Source organism: Rhizobium sp. SL42 (genome assembly GCF_021729845.1).
In the GTDB taxonomy this organism is placed as follows: domain Bacteria; phylum Pseudomonadota; class Alphaproteobacteria; order Rhizobiales; family Rhizobiaceae; genus Allorhizobium.
On record NZ_CP063397.1, the window covers coordinates 1,768,813 to 1,795,552 of the forward strand.

General features: G+C 62.6%; 24 protein-coding genes and 1 pseudogene. 12 read left to right on the forward strand and 13 right to left on the reverse strand.

What is annotated here, in order from left to right:
• Positions 1-37 precede the first annotated feature (37 nt).
• The 3 genes from betA to betI form a co-directional block, all read right to left on the reverse strand.
• The gene (gene betA, locus IM739_RS08215) at positions 38-1,690 is read right to left on the reverse strand and encodes a choline dehydrogenase (RefSeq protein WP_237370688.1); all 1,653 of its coding nucleotides are present in this window, start codon (positions 1,688-1,690) and stop codon (positions 38-40) included.
• A gap of 75 nt (positions 1,691-1,765) precedes the next feature.
• Positions 1,766-3,244 (reverse strand): betaine-aldehyde dehydrogenase, encoded by a 1,479-nt coding sequence (gene betB / locus IM739_RS08220; protein ID WP_237370689.1) that lies wholly within the window; start codon positions 3,242-3,244, stop codon positions 1,766-1,768.
• Between the two features lie 112 nt (positions 3,245-3,356).
• Positions 3,357-3,989, reverse strand: coding sequence for a transcriptional regulator BetI (gene betI / locus IM739_RS08225; protein WP_237370690.1), 633 nt, complete (start codon positions 3,987-3,989; stop codon positions 3,357-3,359).
• Positions 3,990-4,378: 389 nt separating this feature from the next.
• Between betI and IM739_RS08230 the strand changes: the two genes are divergently transcribed.
• The gene (locus IM739_RS08230) at positions 4,379-6,181 is read left to right on the forward strand and encodes a bifunctional diguanylate cyclase/phosphodiesterase (protein WP_237370691.1); all 1,803 of its coding nucleotides are present in this window, start codon (positions 4,379-4,381) and stop codon (positions 6,179-6,181) included.
• Positions 6,182-6,217: 36 nt separating this feature from the next.
• Here the strand turns inward: IM739_RS08230 and IM739_RS24040 are convergent, their stop codons facing one another.
• The gene (locus IM739_RS24040) at positions 6,218-7,930 is read right to left on the reverse strand and encodes a flagellin N-terminal helical domain-containing protein (RefSeq protein WP_272911336.1); all 1,713 of its coding nucleotides are present in this window, start codon (positions 7,928-7,930) and stop codon (positions 6,218-6,220) included.
• A 408-nt stretch (positions 7,931-8,338) separates the two neighbouring features.
• On the opposite strand from IM739_RS24040, the gene IM739_RS08245 reads away from it, so the two are divergent.
• Positions 8,339-9,340: an NAD(P)H-quinone oxidoreductase gene (locus tag IM739_RS08245; protein ID WP_237370692.1), complete on the forward strand. Its 1,002-nt coding sequence runs from the start codon at positions 8,339-8,341 to the stop codon at positions 9,338-9,340.
• Positions 9,341-9,724: 384 nt separating this feature from the next.
• Here the strand turns inward: IM739_RS08245 and IM739_RS08250 are convergent.
• A pseudogene (locus tag IM739_RS08250) lies at positions 9,725-10,461 on the reverse strand (DUF3750 domain-containing protein).
• Between the two features lie 72 nt (positions 10,462-10,533).
• Here IM739_RS08250 and IM739_RS08255 point away from each other — a divergent pair.
• Positions 10,534-11,541, forward strand: coding sequence for an asparaginase (locus IM739_RS08255; RefSeq protein ID WP_237370693.1), 1,008 nt, complete (start codon positions 10,534-10,536; stop codon positions 11,539-11,541).
• 215 nt (positions 11,542-11,756) lie between these two features.
• Here IM739_RS08255 and IM739_RS08260 read toward each other — a convergent pair whose 3' ends face one another.
• Positions 11,757-12,512, reverse strand: coding sequence for a DeoR/GlpR family DNA-binding transcription regulator (locus IM739_RS08260; protein ID WP_237370694.1), 756 nt, complete (start codon positions 12,510-12,512; stop codon positions 11,757-11,759).
• 119 nt (positions 12,513-12,631) lie between these two features.
• Between IM739_RS08260 and IM739_RS08265 the strand changes: the two genes are divergently transcribed.
• The gene (locus tag IM739_RS08265; RefSeq protein ID WP_237370695.1) at positions 12,632-12,988 is read left to right on the forward strand and encodes a DUF4406 domain-containing protein; all 357 of its coding nucleotides are present in this window, start codon (positions 12,632-12,634) and stop codon (positions 12,986-12,988) included.
• Positions 12,989-13,125: 137 nt separating this feature from the next.
• Here IM739_RS08265 and IM739_RS08270 read toward each other — a convergent pair whose 3' ends face one another.
• The 3 genes from IM739_RS08270 to IM739_RS08280 form a co-directional block, all read right to left on the reverse strand.
• Positions 13,126-13,785, reverse strand: a complete 660-nt coding sequence (locus tag IM739_RS08270) for a glutathione S-transferase family protein (RefSeq protein WP_237370696.1) — start codon at positions 13,783-13,785, stop codon at positions 13,126-13,128.
• 227 nt (positions 13,786-14,012) lie between these two features.
• Positions 14,013-15,839 carry a bifunctional diguanylate cyclase/phosphodiesterase gene (locus IM739_RS08275; protein ID WP_442981126.1) on the reverse strand — a complete coding sequence of 609 codons (1,827 nt, stop codon included), beginning with the start codon at positions 15,837-15,839 and terminating at the stop codon, positions 14,013-14,015.
• Positions 15,840-16,048: 209 nt separating this feature from the next.
• Complete coding sequence (locus tag IM739_RS08280) at positions 16,049-17,425, reverse strand: TIGR03808 family TAT-translocated repetitive protein (RefSeq protein ID WP_237370698.1); 1,377 nt, start codon at positions 17,423-17,425, stop codon at positions 16,049-16,051.
• A gap of 322 nt (positions 17,426-17,747) precedes the next feature.
• On the opposite strand from IM739_RS08280, the gene IM739_RS08285 reads away from it, so the two are divergent.
• On the forward strand, positions 17,748-17,951 hold the full coding sequence (locus tag IM739_RS08285; RefSeq protein ID WP_237370699.1) for a hypothetical protein: 204 nt from the start codon (positions 17,748-17,750) through the stop codon (positions 17,949-17,951).
• Positions 17,952-18,122: 171 nt separating this feature from the next.
• Here the strand turns inward: IM739_RS08285 and IM739_RS08290 are convergent, their stop codons facing one another.
• On the reverse strand, positions 18,123-18,668 hold the full coding sequence (locus tag IM739_RS08290; protein WP_442981107.1) for a MarR family winged helix-turn-helix transcriptional regulator: 546 nt from the start codon (positions 18,666-18,668) through the stop codon (positions 18,123-18,125).
• 115 nt (positions 18,669-18,783) lie between these two features.
• Between IM739_RS08290 and IM739_RS08295 the strand changes: the two genes are divergently transcribed.
• The 3 genes from IM739_RS08295 to IM739_RS08305 all read left to right on the forward strand — a co-directional run bounded on the left by IM739_RS08295 (position 18,784) and on the right by IM739_RS08305 (position 22,389).
• Positions 18,784-20,412, forward strand: a complete 1,629-nt coding sequence (locus IM739_RS08295) for an MDR family MFS transporter (RefSeq protein WP_237370701.1) — start codon at positions 18,784-18,786, stop codon at positions 20,410-20,412.
• Between the two features lie 267 nt (positions 20,413-20,679).
• On the forward strand, positions 20,680-21,507 hold the full coding sequence (locus IM739_RS08300; RefSeq protein WP_237370702.1) for a L,D-transpeptidase: 828 nt from the start codon (positions 20,680-20,682) through the stop codon (positions 21,505-21,507).
• A 162-nt stretch (positions 21,508-21,669) separates the two neighbouring features.
• Positions 21,670-22,389, forward strand: coding sequence for a L,D-transpeptidase (locus IM739_RS08305; RefSeq protein WP_237370703.1), 720 nt, complete (start codon positions 21,670-21,672; stop codon positions 22,387-22,389).
• Between the two features lie 159 nt (positions 22,390-22,548).
• Here the strand turns inward: IM739_RS08305 and IM739_RS08310 are convergent, their stop codons facing one another.
• Positions 22,549-22,998, reverse strand: a complete 450-nt coding sequence (locus tag IM739_RS08310) for a MarR family winged helix-turn-helix transcriptional regulator (protein ID WP_237370704.1) — start codon at positions 22,996-22,998, stop codon at positions 22,549-22,551.
• A 145-nt stretch (positions 22,999-23,143) separates the two neighbouring features.
• Here IM739_RS08310 and IM739_RS08315 point away from each other — a divergent pair, with 145 nt between their 5' ends.
• The 3 genes from IM739_RS08315 to IM739_RS08325 all read left to right on the forward strand — a co-directional run bounded on the left by IM739_RS08315 (position 23,144) and on the right by IM739_RS08325 (position 24,881).
• Positions 23,144-23,566, forward strand: a complete 423-nt coding sequence (locus tag IM739_RS08315) for an organic hydroperoxide resistance protein (RefSeq protein ID WP_007599613.1) — start codon at positions 23,144-23,146, stop codon at positions 23,564-23,566.
• Between the two features lie 213 nt (positions 23,567-23,779).
• Complete coding sequence (locus tag IM739_RS08320; protein ID WP_007599611.1) at positions 23,780-24,166, forward strand: MbcA/ParS/Xre antitoxin family protein; 387 nt, start codon at positions 23,780-23,782, stop codon at positions 24,164-24,166.
• The gene (locus tag IM739_RS08325; RefSeq protein ID WP_237370705.1) at positions 24,126-24,881 is read left to right on the forward strand and encodes an RES family NAD+ phosphorylase; all 756 of its coding nucleotides are present in this window, start codon (positions 24,126-24,128) and stop codon (positions 24,879-24,881) included. Before IM739_RS08320 ends, IM739_RS08325 begins: the two co-directional genes overlap by 41 nt.
• Positions 24,882-24,944: 63 nt before the next feature.
• Here the strand turns inward: IM739_RS08325 and IM739_RS08330 are convergent, their stop codons facing one another.
• Both IM739_RS08330 and IM739_RS08335 read right to left on the reverse strand, forming a co-directional pair.
• Positions 24,945-25,244, reverse strand: coding sequence for a hypothetical protein (locus IM739_RS08330; protein WP_237370706.1), 300 nt, complete (start codon positions 25,242-25,244; stop codon positions 24,945-24,947).
• A gap of 123 nt (positions 25,245-25,367) precedes the next feature.
• Complete coding sequence (locus tag IM739_RS08335) at positions 25,368-25,814, reverse strand: MarR family winged helix-turn-helix transcriptional regulator (RefSeq protein ID WP_237370707.1); 447 nt, start codon at positions 25,812-25,814, stop codon at positions 25,368-25,370.
• 49 nt (positions 25,815-25,863) lie between these two features.
• Here IM739_RS08335 and IM739_RS08340 point away from each other — a divergent pair, with 49 nt between their 5' ends.
• Positions 25,864-26,592: a DUF899 domain-containing protein gene (locus IM739_RS08340; RefSeq protein ID WP_237370708.1), complete on the forward strand. Its 729-nt coding sequence runs from the start codon at positions 25,864-25,866 to the stop codon at positions 26,590-26,592.
• The last annotated feature ends 148 nt before the right edge of the window (positions 26,593-26,740 follow it).

Sequence of the window (26,740 nt, forward strand, 5' to 3'; positions counted from 1 at the left end):
CCCATGGTTGCGGCCCTTGCCACAGCTTCACACCGTCTCACCGGTCGCTCGTCTCCCAGCGCGGATTGATCCACGGCTCCTGATTGCTGCGGGGCAGAGGCTGCTTGCCGAGAATATGATCGGCGGCCTTTTCGCCGGTCATGATCGAGGGGCCGTTCAGGTTGCCATAGGTCAGGCGCGGGAAGATGGACGAGTCCGCGACGCGAAGCCCCCCCACCCCGATCACCCGGCATTCCGGATCGACAACCGCCATCGGATCATCCTTCGCTCCCATCTTGGCCGTGCCGCTCGGGTGATAGGCGCTTTCCAGATGTTCGCGCAGGAAGGCATCGATCTGATCATCGCTCTGCACGCCTTCGCCCGGCTGGATTTCCGGTCCGCGAAACGCATCGAAAGCCTTCTGGCCAAAGATCTCGCGGGTGAGGCGCACACAGTGGCGGAACTTCACCCAGTCTTCCTCATGGCTCATATAGTTGAACTTGATCAGCGGATCGGCCATCGGGTCGGGCGAGGCAAGCGTGACCGCGCCGCGCGACTTCGAATGGTTGTAGCCGACATGTACCTGGAAGCCATGGCTTTTCGCCGCCGCCTTGCCGTCATAGGATATGGCGACCGGCAGGAAGTGGAACTGGATATCGGGCTGCTTGACGCCCGCCGCCGAGCGCACGAAGGCGCAAGACTCGAACTGGTTCGAACCGCCGAGCCCCGTGCCGGAAAACAGCCACTGCGCACCCGCCACCCCCTGCCAGAACCAGGGCAGCCAGGAATAGAGCGAGACAGGCTTCGTCGAGACCTGCTGGAAATAGAATTCCATATGGTCCATCAGGTTGGCGCCGACGCCCGGCCGGTCGACCTTCACCTCGATGCCCATCTCCCTCAGATGCGCCGCCGGCCCGATGCCGGACAGCATCAGCAGCTTCGGCGTGTTGAAGGTCGATGCCGAGACGATCACCTCGCGATTGGCCCTCACAACTTCAATCTTCCCGCCGCGCTCGATCTCGACGCCGACGGCCCGGCCGTTCTCGATGACGATCTTCCGGGCAAAGCAGCGCACCAATTCGACATTCGGTCGCTTCATGGCGGGCTTCAGATAGGCATTGGCGGCAGACCAGCGGCGCGAGCGCCAGATGGTCTGCTCCATCAGGCCAAAACCTTCCTGCTTCTCGCCGTTATAATCTTCGGTCGTCTCGAAACCGGCTTCCCGGCCCGCCTCGACAAAGGCGCGCACCAACGGATTTTTCGCCGGCCCGCGCTGCACATGCAGCGGCCCGTCCGTGCCGCGCCAGCCCTCCTGGCCGCCATGTGAATTTTCCATGCGCTTGAAGTAAGGCAGCACGTCGGCATAGGCCCATCCGCTGGCGCCAAGATCCTCCCAGCTGTCGAAATCGTCAGCCGAACCACGCACATAGACCATGCCGTTGATCGAGGACGAGCCGCCGATCACCTTGCCGCGCGGCGCGGTGATCCGCCGGTTGTTAAGGTTCGGCTCGGGCTCGGAGAGATAACCCCAATTGTAGCGCTTCATGCTCATCGGCCAGGCAAGTGCTGCCGGCATCTGGATGAACGGCCCGATATCCGAGCCGCCATATTCCAGCACCATGACGGTATGCTTGCCATCTTCCGACAGCCGGTAAGCCAGTGCCGAGCCGGCCGAGCCGGAACCGATGATGATGAAGTCTGCCTGGTTCATTGCGGTAAAAATCCCAGCCTCGGAAGTGTGATGATGGTGCCCGAGCTCTCCCAGTGAGAGCTCGGGTGGGTCAAATCAATACGGCGCCTCGCATTTGCCCATGCCGACATAAACCGTCTTCAGTTCGGAATAATGCTCCAGCGCTGCCGCGGAATTCTCGCGGCCGAAACCGGACTGCTTCGAGCCGCCGAACGGGATCTCGACCGGGCAGAGATTGTAGGTATTGATCCACAGCGTCCCGGCCTCGAGCTGGTCGACAACCCGGTGCGCGCGGGTAAAGTCCGCGGTGAACACGCCGGCCGCCAGGCCGAATTCGGTGGCATTGGCACGCGCGATGACCTCGGCCTCGTCGTCGAAATCGAGCACGCACATCACCGGGCCGAAGATTTCCTCGCGGGCGATCGTCATCTCGTCGGTGACATCGGCAAACACCGTCGGCTGGATGTAATAGCCTTCGCCGGCCCCCTTGCTCGGCGCGACGTCGTTGGGAATGCCGCCGCCGGTCACAAGCGTGGCGCCCTCGGCCTTGCCCTTCTCGATATAGGACAGCACCTTTTCGCGTTGCGCCCAGGAAACCATCGGCCCCAGCTGCGTCGCCTCGTCCTGCGGGTCACCGATGATGATCGCCTCGGTGCGTTCCTTCAACCGGGCGAGGAAGCTATCCTTCATCGCCTTGTGCACGAAGACACGTGTGCCGTTCGAGCAGACCTGGCCGGTTGAATAGAAATTGCCGAGCATGGCGCCGGAAATGGCGCTTTCGATATCCGCATCGTCGAACACGATCATCGGCGACTTGCCGCCGAGTTCCATGGTCACATGTTTGAGTTGGGCAGCCGCTGCCCCCGCCACCTTGCGGCCGGTCGGCACCGAGCCGGTCAGCGATACCTTGGCGACGTCAGGATGATTGACCAGCAGCGGACCGGTGTCGCGGTCGCCCTGGATGACGTTGTAGACGCCCTTCGGAACGCCAGCCTCGATCAGGATCTCGGCGATCCTCAGTGCTCCGAGCGGGGTCACTTCCGACGGCTTGAACACCATCGCATTGCCGGCGGCGAGTGCCGGCGCCCCTTTCCAGCAGGCGATCTGCTGCGGATAGTTCCAGGCGCCGATGCCGACGACCACGCCGAGCGGCACGCGCTTGGTATAGGCCCAGTCGCCGCCGAGCGGTATCTGGCTGCCGTTCATCGCTGATGCGATGATGCCGCCGAAGAATTCGAAACTGTCGGCGCCCGAGGTCGCATCGGCAACGATCGTTTCCTGGATAGGCTTGCCGGTATCAAGCGTCTCGAGTTCCGACAGCTCGCGATTGCGCAAGCGGATGATCTCGGCAGCCTTCCGCAGGATGCGGCCGCGCGCCGTCGGGCTCATCGCGCCCCATTCCTTCTGCGCCCTCTTGGCCGATGCAATCGCCTGTTCGACGATCGCCGGCGTTGCCGCATGCAGCTTCGCGATCACTTCGCCGGTCGCCGGATAGATACTCTCGATGACGGTGCCGGCTTCGTCCTCGACATACTCGCCGTCGATGAAATGGGAGGCTTTCGGTTGGGCTTTCATGATGTCTCTCCGGACGGGTGGTTTCTCTCCACCTCCCCCTTGAGGGAGGAGGTCGCCGCGAAGCGGCGGGTGGGGGTGATCTCTATGCTTCGCTTCGCTCGGCATGCGCGGCTCATGCATCACCCCACCCCGGACCTATGGTCCGCGCCTCCCCCTCAAGGGGAGGGCGGGAGGCAAGCTGCCCCGTCACATAATCCTCGACCAAGGCGACCGAGGCCTCGATCGACAGTGGGGCTGCCTTCAGAGACTGCCGGATATAGAGCCCGTCGATCATCGCAGCCGCGCCATCGGCAATCCGACCCGCGTCCTCAAACCCGCAAAGCGGTTTCAGACCCGACATCAGGTTGGAATGCAGCCGCCGCGCATAGAGGGCAAGCAGCCGGCGCACCGCTTCCGAACGCTGGGCCTGCGAATAGAAGGCCAGCCATGCGGCCACCACGTCAGGCGCGAACTGGTCGGCCTGGAAGGAAATCCGGATGACCGCCGAAATCCGTGCGCGCGGCGTCTCCGCCTGGGCCAACGCCAGGACCGCATCCGCCCTGAGCTGCCTGAGAAGCGAGCGGATCGTCTCGATCAGCAATTGCTCCTTGGAGCCGAAATAGTGATGGGCCAGCGCTGGCGACACACCCGCCTCGCGGGCGATCTCCGACATCGTCACCGACAGCGAGCCGTGATGTCCGATCGCCTTCAGCGCGGCATCGACAAGCGCCTTGCGGCGGACCGGTTCCATTCCGACTTTCGGCATCGAGACATCCTTTCAATCGTCAATATATTTTTGATTGACTGATCAATCAATAAAAAACTTCGGTGCCCTCGCGATGATCGCGACAGACTTAGCCAGCCTGTCGACGGTCTGTTTACGGTAAATCCAGACACTGGCGCGGGGTGGGGCGCAACCGGTGGTTCGCCACGGGCAAGGGCCGGCAATGTGGGCGAAATGGCAAAAGTGCTTCTGCGCCGGGCTATCAAGACGGCAAGCACCTCGCGGCGCAGGTGCCGCAGTGCTTGCCCGTCTCGCGCGCTGGTAGGGCCGTCATCAAATGTTCATATGGCTGTCACATCCGGGAAAGGTTTTCTTGAGGAATTGCAGGCCAAGTTTCGTTCCATAAAAACAAATGCATACTGGAGAAAGTCATGGTTCTGGGCGTTGTTGAGGATGGTGGCGTATTGCGTCGCTTCGCCAATGACCAGCTGCTTACCCTGGCCAAGCTGGTGGTCGAAAACGCGCTGCAGCCGATCGTCGAAGTCGGAACTGGTGCTGTCTTCGGCTATGAAAGCCTGATGCGCGGCCATGATCGCATCGGTTTCCAGTCGCCGCTCGATCTGCTCGACCAGGCCTATGAGAGTGGCGAGCTGCTGGCGCTGGAGCAGATGGTGTCGAGCCGCGCGCTCGCCAAGTTCGCGACCCTGCCGGATTGTTCTGCCGCCACGCTGTTCCTCAATCTCGATGTCCGGCTGATCCGCGACGGCAATGCCCTGGTCGATACGCTGCTCGACCAGTTGCGCAAGGCCAATATCCCGCCATCCTCCGTCTGCTTCGAACTGTCCGAGCGTTTCGACAATACCCAGGTGCCGGAATTCGCCGGCCTGATCGCGCGGCTGCGTCGCTCCGGCTTCAAGCTGGCCATCGACGATTTCGGTGTCGGCCATGGCGAGATGAAACTGCTCTGTGATTTCCCTGTCGACTACGTCAAGATCGACCGTCATTTCATCGCCGGCCTCGACAGCAATCCGCGCAAGCGCCATCTGGTCAAGAACATCGTCAATTTCTGCCACGTTCTCGGCGTGCGCGTCATCGCCGAGGGCATCGAGACGGAAGCGGAATTCATCGCCTGCCGTGAATTCGGCGTCGATCTCGTCCAGGGCTGGTTCATCGCCCGACCGACCACGATGATCACCGAACTAAAAAGCGCCTTCCCGCATCTGCAGGAAGTCGGCAAGGTCCGCCGCAGCACCCAGTCGCTCGACGAAGTGCTGATCCGCAAGCAGATCGAGCTGATGCCGACCGTCTACGAGCACGAGAACATCGAGCATGTCTTCGATCTCTTCCGCCGCAATCCGGGCCAGAGCTTCTTTCCCGTGCTCAACGCCAATGGCGAGCCGCGCGGCATTATCAACGAGATCCACCTGAAGGAATATATCTACCAGCCCTTCGGCCGCGACCTGCTGAAGAACAAGGTCTATGAACGCTCGATCTCGCATTTCGTCGATCGCGCCCCGATCGTCGGGCTGGATGCCGATGCCGAACGGCTGATGACCATCTTCGCCAATATGGAAGGCTCCGACTGCGTCATCCTGACCGAGAACATGCGTTACGCCGGGGTCGTCTCGGCCGCATCCCTGATCCGCGTGATGAACGAGAAGCGCCTGAAGACGGCGCAGGACCAGAATCCGTTGACCGGCCTGCCGGGCAACCGCGCCATCCGCGACTACATGCGCGACATCGCGCTCGACGGCGATGAGACGCGCTATTTCTGCTACTGCGATTTCGACAATTTCAAGCCGTTCAACGATCACTACGGCTTTCATCTCGGCGACCACGCGATCAGCCTGTTTGCGGCACTGCTGCGCCGCTATTTTTTCTCCGACGGCGATTTCCTCGGCCATGTCGGCGGCGATGATTTCTTCATCGGCGTCAGCGATTGGAGCCGCGAGGAACTGACCGAAATCCTCGACCGGCTGCTGTCCGACTTCCATGACGATGTCATCGAGCTCTACAGCGAAAATGACCGTTCGGCCGGCCGTATCAAAGGCGTGGACCGGCACGGCCAGGAACGCGATTTCGCGCTGATGCGCTGCTCGATCGGCGTGCTGGAATTGCCAAGAGGGCGGGTGATCGACGACGTCAGCCGCATCAGCGCCGAAATCGCCGACCTGAAGAAATCCGCCAAGGACAGCGATGCCGGTCTGGTCCTGGGCACGTTCGGCGCCGGCTGATCGACGCGCGGATCCGCGTCGACCTATGGCCGCCAATCACTGCCTGAACAGCTGTAATATGGTTTCGGCGCTGCTGTTGGCGATCTGCAGGGACTGGATGCCCAGCTGTTCCCGCGTCTGAAGTGCCTTCAGCCGGGTCGAGACCTCGTTCAGGTCCGCATCGACCAAGCGCCCCACACCCGTGTCGATCGAATCGGAGAGTTTTTCGGCGAACTCGGCCTGCATGTCGATGCGTGTCTGGAATGAGCCGAGCTTGCTCGCGCTGGAGATGGCAAGCTTCTCCATGTGGTCGACGCCCTTGATATATTGGTCGATGGTGCGCAGGTTCTGGGTAATATCCACCTCTGCGAGGTCGAAATCCGGCGCATAGGGCGGGTTGGACTGGACATTGCCGACATAGACTCGGGCTGCGCGATTGCCGGCCTCGGGATAGACTGTCTGATCGGCCGCGAAGGTAATGCTGTTGCCGCTCGCCGTCGCGCTCAGGGCGCTGCCGGCAGACGCCTGCGTGATCACGGCTGCAAGATCGGCGGCGGAGCCGATATAACCGTCGCTGGTGCCGAGTGCCGTATCGACCACGCCGCGGTCGATCGTATAGGTCTGGCGTCCCCCTGAGCCGAACTCGACGTCGAAATAGACCTCCGCCAGCGCCGAGACGGTAAAAGGCGTCGTGAAGGAGATCGATGCCTCGGGATACATGTTGTCGTGCTTGTTGGCGGGCGGGTTTTCGAGTCCCATGGCGAAATTCGCCGGATAGACGCCGCCGAAATCCGAGGTCACGGCCGAAATCGCGATACTTGAGCCGTCATGGCCGGATGTCTCCAGCGAGCCGATCTCGAACTGGGTCGTGGACGATACGCTGGTGAACATGCTCTCATAGGCCGTGGCGGGCACGCCATTGTCCTGGAACAGGCGTTCCAGTACGGCGCGCAACTGCACTGCCGTGTTGATCTTGCCGTCGGTCGTCCCCAGTGCCGCGTCGACCACCGTTTTGTCGATCGTCAGCGCATAGTCGTTGCCGGCCGAATAGGCGCCTGCATCGACGGTCAGGGTGAAATTGATGTAGTCGGTCGCCGTAAACGTGCTGCTGCCCGTGAACGCATAGCTCTCATGGCCCTCATGGGCGACGGAGTTGACGCCGGTGTCGCGGAAGCCGCCGATGTCGCCGACGCTGTGCAACTGCTTTTGCAGGATGCCGCCGCCACCGGTGTTCAGCATGCTGGTCTGCTTGAGGTCGACACTGATCGTCTGCACCTGCACATTGTTGTTGGCATCGCGCGTGAACGAGGAGACCAGCGATGTGTTGAGCTGAGCGGTTTCGCTGATATGCGTGACCGCAGTCGTCTGCAGCCAGTTCTCGCCACTGAAGCCGGACGAGGCAACCACGCTTTCCGCCTGGGCATTGAACTGGTCAAGCTCCTCCTGGATCTTCGCCCTGTCCACGCCCTGTTCCTTCGCGGCGACCAGCTTGGCCTTGTATTCGCCGAGGATATCGACGATCGCCTCCGTGCCCGTATAGGCGGTATCCACCGTGGCGGCGCCAAGGCCCAGTGCATCGCTGACCGCCGAGATCGCCATATTGTCGGAGCGCATCGTGGTGGCGATCGACCAATAGGCCGCATTGTCGGCGGCGACGGCGACGCGCAGTCCCGAAGAGGCTTGCCCTTGGGCTGTTTCCAGATCGGAGGCAATAGAACGCAATGTCTGGAGCGCGTTTATAGCGCCCAAATTCGTGTGAATACTGGCCATGAAAATCTCAAGCGATTGATTTTTGGAGCCCGTCATGGGCGAAGTCTTATTGTTTGATACAACCTGCTTATGGTTATCGATCGGTTAACGAAGCATGCCAAGAAACGGCGCCGACGTCGCGCTCACGAAACTGTGATTGGTGTTCATCCCTTTGATTTATCGCACTGTTATCGGCATATCCGAGTATGCTAACCATCGGATCTGCGCCCCCCTCTGCCATGCGTGGCGCTTCGCGGATCGGGTATCGCGAGTTGTAGGGCGGAGCCTTTCCGAAACAGAGCGGGCGTCGGCCGGTGAGATGTCGTACCGCTTGCCCGGCGCCATTTGTCGCGCGTGGCAAAGAGCCTCCTTTTCATCGCAATTGCGCTGCTCTATGCCGGTGAGCATTCAAATCCAGGGAGCCTACCGATGTCTCTTCCCGCCACCATGCGCTATGTCGATCTGCCCACCCACGGTCAAGCCGAGGTCATGCGGCTGGCGACCGGGCCCGTTCCCCGACCGCGCGCCGGCGAGATCCTGATCCGTGTCGCGGCAGCCGGGGTCAACAGGCCCGATGTCGCCCAGCGCCAGGGAACCTATCCGGCCCCGAAGGATGCAAGCCCGATCCTCGGCCTCGAGGTTGCCGGCGAGGTGGTCGAGCTTGGCGAGGGCGTTTCCGGCTTTGCCATTGGCGACAAGGTCTGCGCATTGGCCAATGGCGGCGGCTACGCCGAATTCTGCGCGGTGCCGGCAACCCAGGCCCTGTCCTGGCCGGATGGTTATGACGCGATCAAGGCGGCGGCCCTGCCGGAAACCTTCTTCACCGTCTGGGCCAATCTCTTCCAGATGGCGGGACTGACCGAAGGCGAAACGGTGCTGATCCACGGTGGGTCTTCGGGCATCGGCACCACCGCCATCCAGCTTGCGCGCGCCTTTGGCGCAACCGTCTACACGACGGCGGGATCGGCGGAAAAATGCGCGGCCTGCATGGATCTCGGCGCGGCCCGGGCGATCAACTACAAGACCGAGGATTTCGTCGAACTGGTCAAGGAAGAGACTGCCGGCAAAGGTGTCGATGTTGTGCTCGACATGATCGGGGCCGCCTATTTCGACAGGAACCTGCAGGTTCTCGCCAAGGATGGTTGCCTGTCGATCATCGCCTTCCTCGGAGGTGCCGTGGCCGACAAGGTCAACCTGTCACCGATCATGGTCAAGCGACTGACGGTGACCGGATCGACCATGCGTCCGCGCACGGCGGAGGAAAAGCGCGCCATCCGCGATGAATTGCAGGTTGAGGTCTGGCAGTTGCTCGAAGCCGGCGACGTCGCCCCCGTCATCCATCGCGTGCTGCCGATCGAGGAGGTGGTCGAAGCGCACCGCCTGATGGAAAGCTCCAGCCATATCGGCAAGATCGTGCTGACGCTGGGCTGATTTTGCGGTGGGAACTGGCGGAAACGGCGGCGCCTCATGGCGGGGCGGTGTTCTCCAGCGCGCGAATGATCGTTCTTTCGAGGACAAAAGTCCAATAAAGAATCTCCGGCGCCTGTCATATAACGTGGCTTGCAGAAGTGCTGCGTTGCACCTACCTTTTAGTCATCGACAACGTAACGAAAGGAAGGTGATCCAATGTCTAATGAGATTTCGGTCTGCGTTTGGGGCTTTGGCAAGGTGATGGTTTTGACGGGGCAGCCCTCGGCCTGACACCACCTTCCTTTGGTCGCTGCCTGTCAGCGTCCGGGTCCAGCTTTATGACCAAAACTCATGGAGAGCCGCCTTGTGCGGCTCTTTTTGATTCCGGATATTCGCCGAATTCGCTCACCAGCCGACATAACCGAAGCCGGGAACCTTGAGGGCAGGGCGATTGAAATCCAGGCCCGCCACCAGCCCGAGGAAATTGACCTCGATGCCGCTGCGCGCGCCCAGCGAAACGCCGGCAAGTCCGGCAAGACTTACATGCAGGTCGCGACCATCCCCGTCCAGCGCAACAAAACCGCCATTGTCCAGATAGTCGCGTCCCACTGCATCCGGCGGCAGCACGGCGCCGAGTTCCGGGACATTGCGCAGCACATGGGCGACGAACGTGTTCGAATTCGGTCCCGGATAGATCCGGTAGCCACCCGGCTCGCCATGCGGATAGCTCCTGATCGCGCCGCCTCGATCTTCGGGATCAGCCGCTCTGCCTCCGCCCCCTTGATCTCGACAACCAGCCTTGGCGGATTGGAATACCAGAAGCCGTCCGGCGCACGGTGGTTGCGACGGATCGGCGTGCCCCAGCCGACCTTGTCATAACGCTGATAGGCGCCGTCTCTTTCCTTGGTCACGATCCAGGCATGGCTGGCGACGGCACCCTTCAACCCGCCGGTCATGGCCGAGAAGACATGGATCGAGGCTTCGGGCGAAGCGTCTGCCCCGGGCAGGATGCCGGCCGAACCCCAGTTCGCCTCGTTCCACCGCCCCGGTCTATCCGCCGTCGCCCACAATCCGGCAGAAACCAGCGTCGGCAGCACGAAGACCAGCAAAAGCACAGCCATAAGGCGGATGATGATTTTCAAATCTTGACCTCGTGCATCGATCCTCGGTTTGCGCTATGAGCCGGAAACAATCCGGGAATTTTGAGGCAGGACATGAACAATCCGATCACGGTCGAAGTCACGCGCGGTCAACTCGTCGAGAGCCGCCATCGCGGCATGGCCGTGGTTGTCGATGGCGACGGGCGCATCGTCTTTTCCGCCGGTGATGTCGATGCCGCCACCTTTCCCCGTTCCGCCTGCAAGGCGATGCAGGCCTTGCCATTGATCGAGACGGGCGCTGCTGATGCCTATGGCTTCGGCAACCGCGAGCTGGCGCTCGCCTGTTCGTCGCATTCCGGCGAACCGGAGCATGTCGCCACGGCCGCCGCGATGCTGAAGGCTGCCGGCCGCGACCTTCAGGCGCTCGAATGCGGCGCCCACTGGTCGTTCGACCAGGCAACCCTGATCAACCAGGCCCGCAGCCTCGACAGGCCGACCGCCTTGCACAACAACTGCTCCGGCAAACATGCCGGATTCGTCTGCGCCTGCTGCCATGCGGGCGACGATCCCGCCGGCTATTCCGGCTATGACCATCCGCTGCAGCAGCAGATCCGTGCCATCATGCAAAGCCTGACTGGCGCGGTGCTCGGCGCGGACAATTGCGGCACCGACGGCTGTTCGATCCCGGCCTACGCCATCCCGCTCAAGGGCCTCGCCCATGGGTTTGCCAGGATGGCCACGGGTAAGGGCCTGGAGCCGATCCGCGCCCGCGCGGCACGACGCCTGATCGATGCCTGCATGGCCGAACCCTTCTATGTCGCTGGCAGCAAACGCTTCTGCACCCGCCTGATGCAGGTCGCCCCAGGCCGGATCTTTGCCAAGACCGGTGCCGAAGGCGTGTTCGTCGCCATCCTGCCGGAAAAGGGCCTGTCTTTTGCGGTCAAATGCGAGGATGGCACCACCCGCGCCGCCGAAACCATGATTGCGGCGTTTCTCGCCCTGAACTTCGACAGGGACAGCGCCGAGCGGCAGGCACTGATGGCGATGGCCAATCACACGATGAAGAACTGGAACGGCATCGAGGTCGGCACGGTGCGCGTGACCGATGCGCTGTTTGGCTGAGCAGAAAGGGCGCGCAGACCTCCCCCTCACCAAGAAAATCCACGATTTAGCTGACGCTAAGATCGTGATTTTCTATCCTCTCCCTCCCGGGGACAGGCAGGACGCCGCGCCAGCCGCATCTTTCTTCTCCCCTTGAGGGAGAAGAAGCGAAATCGAGGGCTTAGCCGCAGGCTAAACCTCAGATTTCGCAGATGAGGGGGCATTTCCATGAACCTCTAAGCCACCACAATCTCGACACCCGCTTCCCGATAGTCGGCAAGCCTGTCAGGCTCATTCCCCGTCGCAACGATCAGGCCCGTGACCTCAGGCACTTTCGCCACCAGGCACGGCGACACCGCGCCCAGTTTGTCAGCCGTCAGTGGCACATAGGTGGCGGCGCTGCGCTCGAGGATCCTTCGCTTGATCGCCGCTTCCTCGAAGTCACCGGTTGTCAGCCCCTCGACCGGATGGGCGGCGGTGACGCCGAGAAAGAAGACGTCCGGCCGCAAGCGGTCGATCGCGGCAATCGCCGCGGCGCCCACGGCAACCATCGAATGTTTGTACAGCCGTCCGCCGATCAGGATCACCTCGATGGCGGGGTGATGCTCGAATTCGGCAGCTAACGTCGGCGCATGGGTGACGATGGTCAGCGCCATCGCCTGCGGGATCTGCCGGGCAATCTCCGCTGTCGTCGTGCCCCCGTCGAGAAAGACCATCTGGCCGGGTGACAGCAGCCGGACGGCGGCCGATGCCAGCCGCTGCTTCTCCTCGGTCGCCATGCTCTGCCGGGCGCTGAAATCCGGCAGCGCCGGCGCTGCCGGCAAAGCCCCGCCATGCACGCGCTTCAACAGCCCTTCCGCCGCCATCTCGCGCATGTCGCGCCGGATCGTGTCTTCCGAAACCTTCCAGTCGCGCGCGAGTTCGCCCGCCAGCGCGCGTCCCTCCCGCTTCAGGATGTCGAGGATCATCTGCCGTCTCTGTTCGGTGAGCATGATTTCGCCTGCTTGTTCACGATATTGCACGATAATAGCAAAAATGATTCGACAATCCAGCAGAATCATGCGGAAATGTGCACATTACCGCATGAGGCGGGACAAATAGGAGATGACTTATGTTGATTTTGATAGCTGGCCCCTATCGCTCGGGCACCGGCGATGATCCGGTGAAGATGGCAGCCAACCTGCAGGTGCTCGAGGCGCCGTCCCATGCTCTGTTCAAGGCGGGCCATGTGCCGATGATCGGTGAATGGGTAGCGCTGCCGGTCTGGCATGCCGCCGGCGGCAGGGAGGTCGGTGACGACCTCTACGAGGAGATTTTTCACCCCGTCGCTCACCGTCTTCTTCAGCTTTGCGAAGGCGTCCTGCGCCTGCCCGGCGCATCCAAGGGCGCCGACAACGATGTCCGCATCGCCACCGAGCGCGGCATTCCGGTCTGGTACCGCTTGGAGGACGTGCCGGGCGTGGCATGACGTGACGTCCACCCTCCCCTTGAGGGGGAGGGTGGACCAGAGGTCCGGGGCGGGGTGATGGCGCCTAGGGTGGACGGCCGAAGAAGCCGGCCGATCCGTCTTGATTCGTCACTGCCCCCTTGTTGGGGCAGCTCCCCTCACTCCACCTCCGCCAGCCGCTTCTGCCACATCGCCTTGAAGCCGGGGCGATCCTGGATGCGTTTCAGCCAAGCGCCGGTCTTCGGATGTGCGTCGAACAGGGGCTGGTAGGGCTGCGCATAGCGCACGATTTCGCCGAGGTTGATATCGGCCACGGTGAAGCGGTCGCCGACGGCATAGTCGTGTTCGGCGAAGTGTTTTTCCAGCACGCCGAACGGCCGCGCCAGCATGCGCGCCACGACCTTGGCCTCGGACTGGCCGGCCTCCGTCGAAAGCCGTCCTTCATTGTTGCACTGGGAAATCTTCAGCGCGTCCGTCTCGATCGAGGTCGCGCCAAACAGCGTCCATTGCTGCATCAGCGCCTCTTCGGCGATGTCCTTCGGCGCCAGCGGCCCGCCATGCTTCTTGGCCAGATAAAGCGTCTGCGCCAGTGATTCGTTCAGGATCAGGCCGTCGTCGTCGATCGTCGGAATGCTGCCCATCGGGTTGACCTTGAGGAAATCCGGCGAACGGGTGTTGAGCCGCGCATCCGGCGCCATCGGGTCGGCAAGCTTGTAGGCCTGCAGCACTGGAACAAGCTCGAAGGAAAGCCCCAGCTCCTCGGCCAGCCAGAGGATGCGCGTCGCGCGCGATTTGTAAACACCGTAGATCTTCAGCATGGATATCTCCTGGTTGCGGATGGCGACGCTAGCCGCTGGCCGCCGCGGAGAAAAGCCGTGTTGCAGTGATCCAGCGATGAAATTCGCTGATGGCACAGAAGATTGGCCACCCTCCCGTTGAAGGGGAGGGCCGAAGGTCCGGGGAGGGGTGATCCGCTGCTTGCGCAGACCGGCACCAGACTTGCATTCGCATGTCAGACGACAATCGCCGGCCCCAGCAGTCGCCCTCAGCAGGCGACGGCGGTCTCGGCCAGCAGCGCGTGGTCCGCGGTGATGTAGCCCCGGCCGTCGCGCAGCAATCTCAGCGTGGCGTCCGGCTCGAGCGCCTTGGCATAGAGATAGCCCTGGCCGCTTCTGCAGCCCATGGCGGTCAGTCTGGCGGCCTGTTCCACGTCCTCGATGCCCTCGGCGACGACGAGGATGTCCAGCCCGTGGGCGATGTCGAGCAGGCCTTTGATGATCACGCCGCCGGCCCGATCCAGAACCATCCTCTGGACGAAACATTTGTCGATCTTGATGATATCGACCGGCACGGTCAGCAGATGCGTGAGCGAGGCAAAGCCTGTGCCGAAGTCATCGAGCGCCACCATCAGTCCGGCTGCGCGCATGGCGCGGATCTCGTCGGCGACGATCTGGTCGCGCTGTCCGAGATAGACCGATTCCGTCACCTCGGCGACAATCTTGTGCAGCGGCACGTCGACCCGCTCGAACACCTTGCCGATCCGTGCGGTAAGCCCGCCGCGATAGAAGTCGGCGGCCGTCAGGTTGATGCCGACGCGGTTGAAACTCAGCCCGGCATCCATCCAGCGACGGCAATCGACGGCAATTTTCTCCAGCATCCTGTCGGTCAGGTCGATGGCGACATGCGCATCCTTGAGCGCTTCCTGGAAATGGCCGGCAGCGATCACCTCGCCACTCGCCGTGCGCATCCGGCACAGCGCCTCAAACCCGTTGAGCCGCCCGGTCGAAAGCTCGACCAGTGGCTGGTAATAGGCCTCGATGCGGTCGTCGCGCAGCGCTTCGCCGACGTCGTGAATGGCGCGGAAACGCTTGACTATGGCGGTGCCCAGGCCAGGTACATATTCGATGTAACGGCCGCGGCTGCGTTCCTTGGCATGATAGAGCGCATAGTCGGCATTCTGGCGCACGGAGGCGGGGTTCTCGCCTTCGTCCGCCCGCGCGCCGCCGATGGTGATCGACGGATAGAGCATATGCCCGCCGCACTCGCAGGGTTCCTTGGCCGCAGCAAGCAGGTCGGCCGCGAGCGTGCCCGGATCCTGCTCGGAAAGGCAGGGGATGATGATGGCGAATTCGTCCCCGCCCAGCCGGAATGTCATGCCCGGTTCGGCCCGTTTCGCCAGCCGTTCGGCCACGGTGCTGATCAGGTCGTCGCCGGCCTGATGGCCGAATGTGTCGTTGACCATCTTGAGATTGTCGACATCGGTGAGCAGCAGCCCCCAGCGACGCCCGCTCTCGGCCTGGTTCTGGATCACATCGTTGAACCGCGCCCGGTTCGGCAATTGCGTCAGCGCGTCCGTCTCGGCCAGCCGCCGCCGTTCGGCAATGCGCCGGTCGCGCTCGATGGCGATGGCGCACAGATGCACGCAGGCATCGACCAGTTCCCGCTCGAGCGGCGATGGCCCGCGCCGGGTCGTGTAGTAGAAAGCGAAGGTGCCGACGACCTCGCCCGACACCTGCATCGGCGTCGACCAGCAGGCCAGCATGCCATGCACGAGGGCAAGCTGCTTGAAGTCCTGCCAGTAGGGATGGGTCTCGATGTCGTCGACCAGCACCGGCTTGCCGGTATAGGCCGCGGTGCCGCACGATCCGATGCCGGGTCCGATCTGAACGCCGTCGATCGCGGCGGCATAGGCCTTCGGCAGGGATGGTCCGGCGAGATGGTGCACCCGGTCGTCGTCGTCCAGCAGCAGCACCGAGCAGATGATGTCGGGCGCCGTCTTTTCCGCTTCCCGACAGAGAAAATCCACGGTCTCCGATACCGGAACGCCCGTGGCGATCATCTCGAGAATGGTATTCTGTAGCTGGAGCGGCAGCATCTTCGACTTCACTGGAACGAGGTGTCCGGCAACTAAAGCATCGCAACGCTTAAACAGGGATTACGATTTTGCGTTGACGCTAATATTAGTGATTGGAATTTAAACACTATCGCTAACACTTGATGAAATTGCCGGGAATTGAGCCGTGCAGTCAGCGCAGGGCTTGCCTTGGCCATGTTCATCGGCGATCCTGATAGACGCAGGTTTCAGCCGCGCCGGTTGCCTTCAACGACAAGCGTGTCAGACGCCTGTGAACCTTCGACCAGCTCCTGCGTGGCCTTGTCGGCCCATCGATAGCCGAGGATCGCGCCCGTCGGCGTTTCGGCCACCAGGTTGTGGCTGACCACGACGCTGCCGGTTCCCTCGACGACGCTGATCATGATGCCGACCGGTGCCTTGCGGATGATGTTGTCGGAGACGATGACATTGCGCAGATATGGTCCCCATCCGAGCATCAGCCCGGCCTTGGCGGCAGTCTCGACGACATTGCCGGTCACCGTTGTCTCCGCTTCCACCGCGATGCCATAACCGAACCCCGCGCCGTCATGCACATACGGACCCTCAGCGGTGACGTTGCGGACGATATTGCCGCTGACGGTGGCCAGCCGGCCGCCCTGGTCAAAATTGACCACCGAAATGCCGTTGGCGGCGCCATCGACCAGATTGCCGGCAACCAGCGCGCCCTCGAACGAGAACTCGGCATAGATCGCCGTTTCGCCCGAGCGCAAAGCCTGGTTGCCGCTGATGATGACATTGGACGCCGAATTCGCCCGGATGGCGGAAAAGGCGCAGTCGGAGACATGGTTGCCTTCGATCACCACGCTATCGGCGCGAAACAGGTTGATGCCATTGCCGTGCTGGCCGGTTCCTCCGTCGGTGGCGGCGATCCTCGCGATGCGATTGCCGGTGACGATGGCGTTGTCGGCGCCCTTGGTCCAGCGATGCACCAGAATGCCGCCATTGCCGCAGTCGCTGATCTCGTTGTCGCGGATGGTCATGGCGCGCCCCTCCACCGACCAGATCGCCGCCTTTGCCGCCCCGGTGATCCGGCTTGTCGCGATGCGCCCGCCGCAGCGTTCCAGCTGCACGCCGTATTTGCGGCTGCCGGCGATGGCGCAATTGTCGATCAGCACCTCCTCCACGCCGCGAAAGGCGATGAGCCCTTCGGTATAGTCGGCGAGCCAGCGGTTGGCACCGTCGAAGGTGATGCCGGACAGGCTGACATGGCGCACGTCTCGGGCAGCCACCAGATGGCCGTCACCGCGATAGAAAAGCCGCGTCGCGCCGGGCACGCCGGACAGACGGGTGCCCTCCGGCAGATCGAGATTGGACACTTCATAGGTCCCCGCCGGCAGGAAGACCGGCTGCCCGGCCCTGGCTGCGGCATCGAGAAGCGCCTGCAGCTTGCGGCTCTGGTCATCGTCGGCGCCCGGCATGATCCCGGCATCCGCCGCATCGAACCCGCCGCGCAGCTCGACATGACTGAGCGACTGCGCGGCGGCCAGTGGGCCGTACACCGCGGAAAGGCTCCCGGTTGCAATGAGGCCGCTGATGCCGGAGAGGAGGCTGCGTCTGGTCGGCATGATCGTTTCCGGGGCGTGGGGCCGCATGGGGTGGGATCGAACGGCATCCGGTCACCTTTGCCGGATGGGCTCAAATCTGGCTGAAGCACCGACCGACAGCAAGTCATCTGCCCGGTCCACCCCGATTCATGGTGAATCCCGCCAACCTATTCGGGGCAATCCTGCCCGTTACTTGCGCCACGCTGCGATCAGCCGGATCGAGGCGGGCGGGACTACGACTTTGGTCTGGTCGGATGGTGGAAACGATTTGCGCCAGATCAAGGACATCGCCTGTCCGGACCCTAATGTCTGCATCAGGCAAATGACGCTCAGGGGGTCGAACATGCTGGGTCTGACTGCAGTCCTTTATATCCTCGTCGCAAGTGCGCTTGGCGGCGCTGCGGTGATCACCGTGCTCGCGCTGGATCTGGTCCAGGGCTGGCATATCGCCGGTGCCTTCCTCAGTGGTTGCCTTGTTGCGCTGCCGGTCGCGATCCTGCTCGGGCGCAAGATCTACAACGCGCTTCAGGGGCCAAAAGCCATCTGATTTCGCATTCGACGCGCGGATCGCACAGGACGTCTTTGGCTTTGGGCGAGGCAGTGACGAACCTGGGGATGCGTCCCGCGTCGGCCGGCCGGCATTCTCTCGGGGGAGGGGATGCCGGCCGGGTAGTTTTCGGCTTATGCTCCGGTTCCGGCTCTCGTTCTGGCGGCAGCCCTATTCGCCCTGCTCGAACTGGTCGAGTTGGGCTTCCAGCCCGACGGTGAACCGGTCGTAAAGCGTCGCGAATCGCGCGATATCGTCCTGCGGCCATCCGGCCGTGGCTTCGATGATCAGCTCCCGCTTGATCTCCTCGATCTGTTCCAGCACCTGTTTGCCGGCCTCCGTCATCCGCACGATGCTGCGTCGTCCGTCCTCCTGCGAGGCGGCCCGCTCCAGCAGGCCCTGTCTCACCAGGTCGGCAACGATCCGGCTGCCGCGCGACGGATCGATCCGCATCTGTTCGGCAATCGCCCCGACCGTCACCTCCTGATGCGGCGCCACCCGTTTGATGACGCCGATCGCATCGATATCGGACAATTCCAGCCCGGTGCCGATCCGCTTCAGCGCCATGCGGCCGACGAAACGCCGGCCGATCAGGAGGCGCATGCGCGTCATCGCCTGGCCGATTCCCGCAAGGGCGGGATCGGGACCAGGCTGTGTTTCACCGTCGCCGGCTTCTGGCCGCGTGTCTGTTGGGTTGTGCTTGTCCGTCATGGCCATCTGAATAGCAGGTTCTGCGCCGCTGTAAAACCATAATATGTGATTTTAGCATTTATATGCTGTTGACATGTAATTCCTGTTGGCCCATTTTGCAGCCAACAGGAGCCCCCGATCCATGGACAATTCCGTATCCCCCGTCTCGACAAAGCGCGTTTCCGTCACGTCCCCGCCTGCAGGGCCAGGCGATGGCCTCGCGTCCCCATCCGCGTCCCCATCTGCTTCATCGGCGCCCTCTTTCTCCGCGCCGGCAAGTCTTCCGCCGCTGGTAACCGACCCCAGGTTGCGTCTTGTCGTCTACCTGCTCCTGCTCGCCGCCATGTTCATGGCCACGCTCGACAACCAGATCGTCTCGACGGCGCTGCCGACCATCGTCGGCGAGTTCGGTGAACTGGAGCGTTTCGGCTGGGTCGGCTCGGCCTATCTGTTGACCACCAGCGCCGTCATGCCGCTCTATGGCAAGTTGGGCGATCTGTTCGGCCGCAAATACGTTATCATCGCCGCCGTCACGATTTTCACCCTGGGTTCGCTCGTCTGCGGTCTGGCCGTCTCGATGAACACGTTGATCGCCGCCCGCGTGCTGCAGGCGCTCGGCGGCGGCGGCATCATGGTGTCGATCTTCGCCATCAATGCCGACCTGTTCGAACCGCGCGAACGCGCCCGCTACCAGAGCTATTCCAGCCTCGTGCTGATGGCCTCCGGCGCACTCGGCCCTGTGCTTGGCGGCACGCTGTCGGATCTCTTCGGCTGGCGCTCGATCTTCCTGGTCAACCTGCCGATCGGCATCCTGGTGCTCGCCGGCCTGGTCTGGCTTCTGCCGTATCGCAAGCCGCATCGTCGCCCGAAGATCGACTATGCCGGTGCGCTGCTGCTTGCTGGCGCGGTGGCCAGCGTCGTGCTCTGGGCCGATAGCGGCCAGATCTTCGGCTCGCTGATCGCGCCTGAAAGCCTTGGCGTCGTTGCCTTCGGGGTGCTGTGCCTGATCGGCTGGATCTTCGTCGAACGCCGGGTGTCCGAGCCGGTCGTGCCGCTGTCGCTGTTTTCCAGCCGCACGGTCAACCTGCTGCTGTGCATCTCGCTGGTCTCCGGCGCCATCGGCATCGGCTCGGTCAACTATGTCGCGCTCTTCCTGCAGACCACCACCGGCCTGTCGCCGTCGATGGCCGGCCTGCTGTTCATCGCCACAACCGGCGGCATCGCGCTCGGCTCGCTGTCGGCCGGCCGCATCATCTCGAAGACCGGCCGCTACAAGCCCTTCGCCATCGCCTCGACCGCGACCGGCATCGTCAGCCTCGCCGTGTTCAGCCAGATGCATGCCGGAACATCGATCATCCTGCTTGGCCTGGTCATGCTGCTGCAGGGCATCGGTATCGGCATCGGCCAGCAGGTTCCGGTGATCGGCGTGCAGAATGCCGCCTCCGGCGCCGATGTCGGTGCTGCCACCGGCACGGTGACGCTGACCCGCATGGGTGGCGCCGCCATCGCCATCTCGATTTATGGAGCGATCATCAGCGCCGGCCTCGCCCATGTCTCGATCGCGCTGCCGGACGGCGGCGATTTCCGCAACCTGACACCGCAGATGCTGTCAGGCCTGCCGCAGGCGGTCCAGGCCACCGTCGCCAACGCCTATTCCGACGCCTTCCTGCCGCTGTTTCTCACCGCATCCGGCATGATGGCGCTCGGCCTGATCGCCGCCCTGATGCTGCCCAATGTCCGCCTGCCGGTGGCAGGAGGCAGGGACGCCTGATCGGATCGCGCCCGCCGCACCTCTCGTCTCAACGCCGCACGTCGACCTCTCCCTTCAAGGGGGAGGTGGGTGGCTGCTACTGGCCTTCTACCCTCCTGTTGAGGCGGGCGGACCGAAGGTCCGGGTGGGGTGACCGTGCCGCGGGCCCAAGTAGAGGACGGCCGATCCTCCATACCGGTTCCCCTGCGAACCTTTCCAAACCACCAGCCTCGCGCCAGCCGCGACTGCCATGGTGCCGCCGTCGAGCTCAGTCTGAATCGGTGGAAAATGGTATCTAAGGTCTTCGTCTCCGGTATGTCCCAGCGCCAGCCCATGCTCACCCGTGTCGTCGGTCTTGCCGCGACCGGTCTGATGCTGTCGCTGCTGTCGAGCTGCATCCTGGTCACCGATACCAGCCGCATGAACATCGACGTCTTCCAGGACGAGGTTGCGCCCGTCTGGCATGATCCGGCCCGCACCCCGCCGGCCGCCACCCAGCCGGTGCCGCAGCGCCGCGAGCTTTACCAGACCCAGTTCCACCAGACCTATGGCCTGCCGGTCACCAATCCGCTGCACCGCACGATGTATGGCGTGATCCGCGACAATGATCACACGCTGCCGGCCATTCCGCTCGACCGGGTCAATCGCGACATGCTGCGCCAGGAGGTCGACTACCAGACCGCCGAGCGTCCCGGCACCATCGTCGTCGATACCAAGGCGCATTATCTCTATTTCGTCCAGGAAAACGGCAAGGCCGTGCGCTACGGCGTCGGCCTCGGTCGCGATGGTTTTGCCTGGTCGGGCAGGGGCGTGATCGAGCGCAAGGCCAAGTGGCCGCACTGGACGCCATCCGACGAGATGGTCGCCCGCCAGCCCAACCTGAAGCCAGTTTCGGCCTCCGAAGGCGGCATGGTCGCCGGCCTGAAGAACCCGCTCGGCGCCCGCGCCCTCTATATTTATCAGGACGGCAAGGACACGCTGTACCGTGTCCACGGCACGCCCGACTGGCAGTCCGTCGGCAAGGCGACCTCGTCCGGCTGCGTGCGCATGTTCAACCAGGACGTGATCGATCTCTTCGACCGTGTGCCCAACAAGACGCCGATTGTTGTCATTTAGAGACAGGCGCGGACCGCGAATGCCCCTCTCGCAAAGTTGAAAGGGCTGCGCGGTTGCCTTTGTCGGTGCTTTCCTGTTTGCATCGCCATCGGGGCGGAACAAAGCGCCAGCTGAGACGTCTTAGGGTGTCTCGCTGCATTGCTACAGGAAATCAGTATCTCCATGTCATCTTCGAATAACCTGACCCGACGCACGCTTCTGTCGCTGACGGGTCTTGGCGCGGCAAGCCTACTCGCCAGCTGCGCCTCTTCCCGTCCGATGCCGCCGAGCCTGCGCCTTGACGGCCCCGTCGCGCGTCCCGTGGTCGATGCGCCGCCGACCGGCCGCTCGCCCGAGCTCGACGCCATGTATGGCGAGATCTTCGACGGCGGCTATGTCATTCCGGCCGTGCCGTACTGGAATATCCCCGAGCGCTTCTATCGCCAGCAGGTCATCGACCCGACCGGCCAGCCCGCCGGCACCATCGTCGTCGATACGCCGAACCGTTTCCTCTACCTCGTCGAGCCGGGCGGCACAGCCATGCGCTACGGCGTCGGCATCGGCCGCGAGGGTTTTGCCTGGCAGGGCACCGGCGTCATCCAGTGGCGGCAGAAATGGCCGAAATGGACCCCGCCGGACGAAATGGTCGCCCGCCAGCCGGAACTGGTCAAATATTCCATCGCCAATGGCGGCATGCCGCCCGGCCTGAAGAACCCCCTCGGCGCCCGCGCCCTCTACATCTTCCAGAATGGCGAAGACACGCTCTACCGCCTGCACGGCTCGCCGGAATGGAACTCGATCGGCAAGGCCGTCTCGTCGGGCTGCGTGCGCCTGATGAACCAGGACATCATCGACCTCTACGAGCGCGTTCCCAACAAGGCCAAGATCCAGGTCTGGCAGTGAAATGATTTGAGGGGAGGGGCGCATAGGCCCCTTTCCACCCTCGCCTTGAGGGGGGGGAGGGTGGATAGAGCGCGAGCGGTTCGTCCCGCTGCCGGTTTCAGGAGAGGCCGGTGCAAAATGGCACATGGGGCAATTCTTGATCCTCTCCTGTCCATCCCCTTACCCCTCGTTCCCCAATTGCATCTGCAGCCGCTTGAGGCTGTCGCGCAGGGTCTCGACCTCGGCCAGCGAACAGCCGGTCTGTTCGCCGATCGCGCGAAAGACGCCGACGGCCTGTTTCTTCAGCGCCCGGCCGGTGTCAGTGAGTGTGATGAACACCTGCCGCTCGTCGGTGGCGTCGCGGCGGCGTGCGACATGGCCGGCCTGTTCCAGCCGCTTCAGCAGCGGCGACAGCGTCCCGGAATCGAGGCCGACCTTTTCCCCGAGCGCCTTCACCGGCACATCGTCATTTTCCCATAGCGCCATCATCACCAGATATTGCGGATAGGTCAGTCCCAGCGGCGTCAGCAGCGGCTTGTAGGCGCGGGTAAACGCATGCGCCGCGCCGTAGAGCGCAAAGCACAGCTGCTTGTCGAGCGTCAGCTCTTTTTCCAGCGTTTCATCGTCCATGGTTTGATCGAACCTCCAGAGACACGGATCTGCATTCGACTGTGTCGGAAAGATTATTTTCATGCAATGCGCAAAAAACAATTGCGCACAAAATAATTGCGCAATATATAAACCCTATCGCAACGCAAGACAAGGACTTGAACCCATGGCTATCCTCTACACTGCACATGCTTCCGCCACCGGTGGCCGTACCGGCCACGCCGTCAGCGACAATGGCGTCCTTGACGTCGCGCTGACCACCCCCAAGGAACTCGGCGGCGACGGCGCCACCGGCACCAATCCCGAACAGCTCTTTGCCGCCGGCTATTCCGCCTGCTTCCTCGGCGCATTGAAATTCGTCGCCTCCAAGGAAAAGCTGAAGCTTTCGGAAGAGACCAAGGTCTACACCGATGTCGGCATCGGCCCGCGCGCCGATGGTGGCGGTTTCGAAATCGATGTGAAGATCTCGGTCGAGATCCCCGGTGTCGAGCGCGAGCTGGCGGAAAAGCTGGTCGCTGCCGCCCACATCGTCTGCCCCTACAGCCACGCCATGCGCACCTCGACCGAAGTGCCGGTCTCCGTCCGCTGACACGGGCCTTTGCCGCCTCTGCCGCCAGGGGCGTGCAGGCTGGCCGATGAACCGGCTACCTCCGGCCGGTTCATCGCCGTCGATCCATTGGCTGTTACCAATGTCTTACTTCAATGCCAGAAGGCCGGCCTCAGCCGGCCTTTTGCTTTTCGGGCTACCCTCTTGCCGCCAGAAAGAAAGCGCCTATACCCTTTCCCAAGGAAAGGATGTCCCATGCTGTTCGAGACCAGTGACGCGCCGGAAGACGGCATGTTGGAAGCCGTGACGGTGACCAGGGCGGTCATCGCCGCCGCCGAGCGACTTGGCCTGTCCGCCCGCCAGCTTTCCGTCATCCTTGGTCTTTCCGAAGCCTCGCTGTCACGGATGAAACGGCTCGAATTCCGCCTCGAACGTGGCACAAAACCCTTCGAGCTCGGGCTTCTTCTCATCCGCCTGTTCCGCGCACTCGATGCCGTCACCGGCGGCGACGAGCTGGTCGCCCGCGCCTGGCTGAAGAACGGCAACAGCGTGCTGGGCGGCATTCCGGCTGAACGTATGTCCACGGTCGCGGGCCTTGTCGATGTGCTTGCCTATCTCGATGCTCGTCGTGCTCTCGTTTGAACCGCAGCCGTTCAGCGGCACCATCTGGCGCATGGCCGAGACCCAGCATCAGGCATCGGTGATGAAGCTGGTCGACACGATCGAGGAGCAGGCTTTGCTCGAACGCCTGCTGGAAGAGACGAAACCGGCCCTGCCGCGCGAATGTGCCGGGCTCGACCCGCTGCTGTCGGCGCCATTCCGCTACGGTGCCCCCGATCCCGGCGGTTCACGATTCCGCAGGGCAGGGCGCACGCTCGGCGTCTTCTACGGTGCCGAAACCGTCGAGGCGGCGCTCGCCGACATGGTGATCCAGCGTATCAAGCTCTTCGCCGAGGCTCCGGCCACGGCCTTGTCCACGATGCCCGGCGATTTCATCGCTTTCGCCGTTCCGGTCTCGACCATGCGAGCGATAGATCTTGGCGCCGAGAGGTTCCAAGAGGGCGAGGTTGCGACTGATGCTGCCTGCCAGTCCTTAGCTGATGACGCTCGTGAGGCTGGCGTCGAAGTGATCGTCTATCCGTCGCCGCTCTATCGCTCACCATCAGTAAAGGCCACTGGTCGCAGTATCGCCCTTCTGTCACCCAAGGTCTTTGCCTCGCGCGAACCGGTCGAGCGCCAGCGGTGGCGAATTCGCATCTCTGCAACCACGGTTTCCGCAGTTTGCGACATGCCGGCCCGCAGGTTCGGGTTTTCACTGTCAGATCTGATCGATGACCGAGATGGAAATCAGCGCTAAGATCCACCGCCTGCTAAGGATCCGATCTACACAGGCACCGCGAGTAAATCCGACAGCTGCATCTCAGTCGGCTTTCTGGCAGGTTCGCAAGCGAACAATCTGTGGGTTCTCTGTGCTAACCACGTAGTCAAAATCCTGAAGGGAAAAGTCGTCGCTGGTTTCGTAGTCGAGATTTGCCAAGACCGATGCTCGACTATTCCAACCGGTCGGGCAAGAAGTCGAGCGTGAAACGAGTAGCAGAGTTCCTGCTGGCATCCAGCTGCTGGAGACCATGTTTTCGCGCCTCGTTTGAGCCGCTTCAAATGCAAGCACTGTGACTATGCTGGAGAGTGCGGCGATAAATACTGTCCCCAATACGTTCATCAATATTTCTCACGACAATGATCCGGCCGATATACATCGGCGTGATTCTCCTGTCGATCTTCCTGCCTCTGAATCGAGGAAGGTTGCGGGCCGCTACCATCTAGGCTTCTTAAACAGTACCGCCTAGACGCTGACCTCCAGCATGCCCTGGCGCAGCACATCTGAATCCACGGTCAGTTCCGCCTCGATCTCGGCATGCACCGCACGCCAGATCGGCACGGCGGCGGAAAGCACGGCGGTGCCGTCCGGCGTCAGCCTCAGGCGCCGCCCGCGTTTGTCCTTCGGGTCGGGTTCCACCGCGATCCAGCCACGCCGCTCGAGCGGCTTCAATGCGGCCGTCAGCGTCGTGCGGTCCATGGCCAGCAGTCTGGCGACGGGCCCCATCGGCGGCGGTTCCGGCCGGTTCAACGCCATCATCAGGGAAAATTGCTGGTTGGTCAGGCCAAGGGCCTTCAGCGCCGTGTCGAAGCGGCGGGCCAGCGCGCGCGCAGCGCGTTGCGCATGCAGGCACAGGCACGAGTCGCGGATATGGACGGTGGTCGAATAGGGAATCGGCGTGGGATTTGACATATGCTATTTATGTTGATATCAACGTAAAAGTCAAGAGGAGGACGAGGAAATGGAACATTCTGTCGTATCGCGTGAGGAGTGGCTGGACGCCCGCAAGGCGCTGCTGGCGAGTGAAAAGCAGATGACCCGCCTGCGCGACAAGGTGAATGCCGAGCGTCTCGCGCTGCCCTGGGTCAGGGTCGACAAGGACTATGCCTTCGACACGCCGGCCGGCCCAAGAAGCCTTGCCGACCTGTTCGACGGACGCAGCCAGCTTGAAATCTATCATTTCATGTTCGGTCCTGACTGGGATGCCGGCTGCCCCGGCTGCTCGTTCTTTGCCGATCACATCGATGGCATGTTGCCGCATCTCAACAATCACGACGTCACATTCGTCTGTGTCTCGCGTGCGCCGCTCGACAAGATCGAGGCCTACAAGCGCCGGATGAACTGGCAGTTTCCCTGGGTCTCGTCCTTTGGCAGCGATTTCAATTTCGACTTCCACGTCTCATTCACGCCCGAACAGCTGGAATCCGGCAGCGTCTTCTACAATTTCCGCGAAACACCGCGCGAAGATGCCCATGATGAACTGCCCGGCCTGTCGAGCTTCTATCGCAATGAAAAGGGCGAGATCTTCCACACCTATTCGCAATATGCCCGGGGTGGCGAAGAAGGGCTCGGCGCGCTGATGATGCTCGATGCAGCTCCGCTCGGCCGTAACGAGACCTCGACGCTGAGTTTCGTCAAGCGCAAGGACGAATACGAACAGAAGCCGGCGACCGCGTCCTGCTGCCACTGACGCTCGTGTCGCTGGCCCAAATGACGCAGGTGTCCTGATCGCCGGCGCATTCCGGTAATGCTGCGCCGCAAAAGTCGCGACGGCAAGGCCGCGCCTGTGAATCTGCGTCTCCAATGACATCGAATGCAAACGCGCAGTGCATCGCCGA